The organism is Paraburkholderia lebeckiae, from assembly GCF_014201005.1.
In the GTDB taxonomy this organism is placed as follows: domain Bacteria; phylum Pseudomonadota; class Gammaproteobacteria; order Burkholderiales; family Burkholderiaceae; genus Paraburkholderia; species Paraburkholderia tuberum.
Map to the genome: position 1 here is coordinate 1 of NZ_JACHDK010000077.1, position 1,266 is coordinate 1,266.

Annotated in this window: 2 protein-coding genes and 1 pseudogene; all 3 read right to left on the reverse strand. The window is 63.9% G+C overall.

The window, feature by feature from the left end; translation table 11 throughout:
- A pseudogene (locus tag HDG39_RS34525) lies at nt 1–167 on the reverse strand (IS3-like element ISAzo10 family transposase); the annotation flags it as partial.
- Between the two features lie 156 nt (nt 168–323).
- The gene (locus HDG39_RS34530; RefSeq protein WP_184012740.1) at nt 324–788 is read right to left on the reverse strand and encodes an IS3 family transposase; all 465 of its coding nucleotides are present in this window, start codon (nt 786–788) and stop codon (nt 324–326) included.
- Nucleotides 785–1,123, reverse strand: a complete 339-nt coding sequence (locus HDG39_RS34535) for a transposase (RefSeq protein WP_184012742.1) — start codon at nt 1,121–1,123, stop codon at nt 785–787. The genes HDG39_RS34530 and HDG39_RS34535 overlap by 4 nt, the downstream gene beginning before the upstream one ends.
- Nucleotides 1,124–1,266 lie beyond the last annotated feature (143 nt).

Here is a 1,266-nt window from a genome sequence, read left to right on the forward strand (position 1 = left end):
TCCGGCCGGTACTTCGCGGTTCGGAACAGCGCCTCGGCGTAGGCGTTGTCGTCGCTGACACGGGGGCGTGAGTACGACGGCTTGACACCCAGCCAATGGAGCATCGCCAGCACGGTCGTGGCCTTGAGCGTCGCACCGTTATCGCCGTGCAGCACCCGGCGATCGAGTCCTTGTGGACATCAAGCCCTACATACACTGTGCTATCGTTTCCCATTGCTGGCCTCCGTGACGGAAATCGCCGGGTGTGGCCCTGTCCACACCGTGCGGCTCTGGCAGTCATGCTAACCCGCGTTTGATTCCACACGCCGGGCCAGCCTTCCACCTCACGGGAAGTCATACTGTCTGAACACATCCAGCACGACTGCCAGATAGAGGAATCCTTCACCGGTGGGTACATAGGTCGCATCTGCGACCCACAGCACGTTTGTCGCGTCGGCACTGAAGTGCCGGCGCACCAGATCAGGCGCACGCCGGGCGCCTGCGCGTGGCCGTGTGGTGCGCGGCCAGCGCCGCCGGCTTGCCCCGCACAGACCCGCCATACGCATGAGGCGCGCCACCCGCTTGCGCCCCACCTGTACGCCTTCGCGCGCGAGCTGCGCATGGATACGCGGCGCCCCATACGTGCCGCGCGAGCTCGCATGTAGCGTGCGGATGCGCGAGAGCAGTTGCGCATCGCTGCGTGTGTGCATCGCGGGCTCACGCACCAGCCACGTGTAATAGCCGCTCGTCGAGACGCCGAGCAGCCGCGCCATCATCGCAATGGGCCAGCGGGCCCGGTTCGCTTTCATGAATCCGTACCGCCCTTCGGTGGAATGGATCCCGTCTCCCTCGCGAACCAGGCTGCCGCGTGAGAGAGGATGTCGCGCTCCATCTTCAGTTGCCGGACTTCGCGGCGCAACCGTGTGAGCTCCTGCCGTTCGGCTGTGGTCAGACCGTCATGCCGCACACCTGTGTCGCGATCAGCCTGCGCCACCCAGTTGTAGATGGTCTGTGCAGTCGGCTCGAACTCCTTTTCCAGTTCCTCCGGCCTGCGTCCGGCCTTCACCAGCCCGACCATTTGCGCCCGAAATTCCGCCGGGTACGGGGTACGATGCTTGCCCATAATCGGCACCTCCTTCTCCAAAGGATAGATGTCCGTTTTTGCGGGTCAATCTCAGTTGCTGTTGATTTAGGCCGCGTAAACGCAAAAACCCCACCGCGGCGGGTGGGGTTTCTGACGTGGGGGGGAGCCTGACGATTACCTACTTTCACACGGGCAATCCGCAC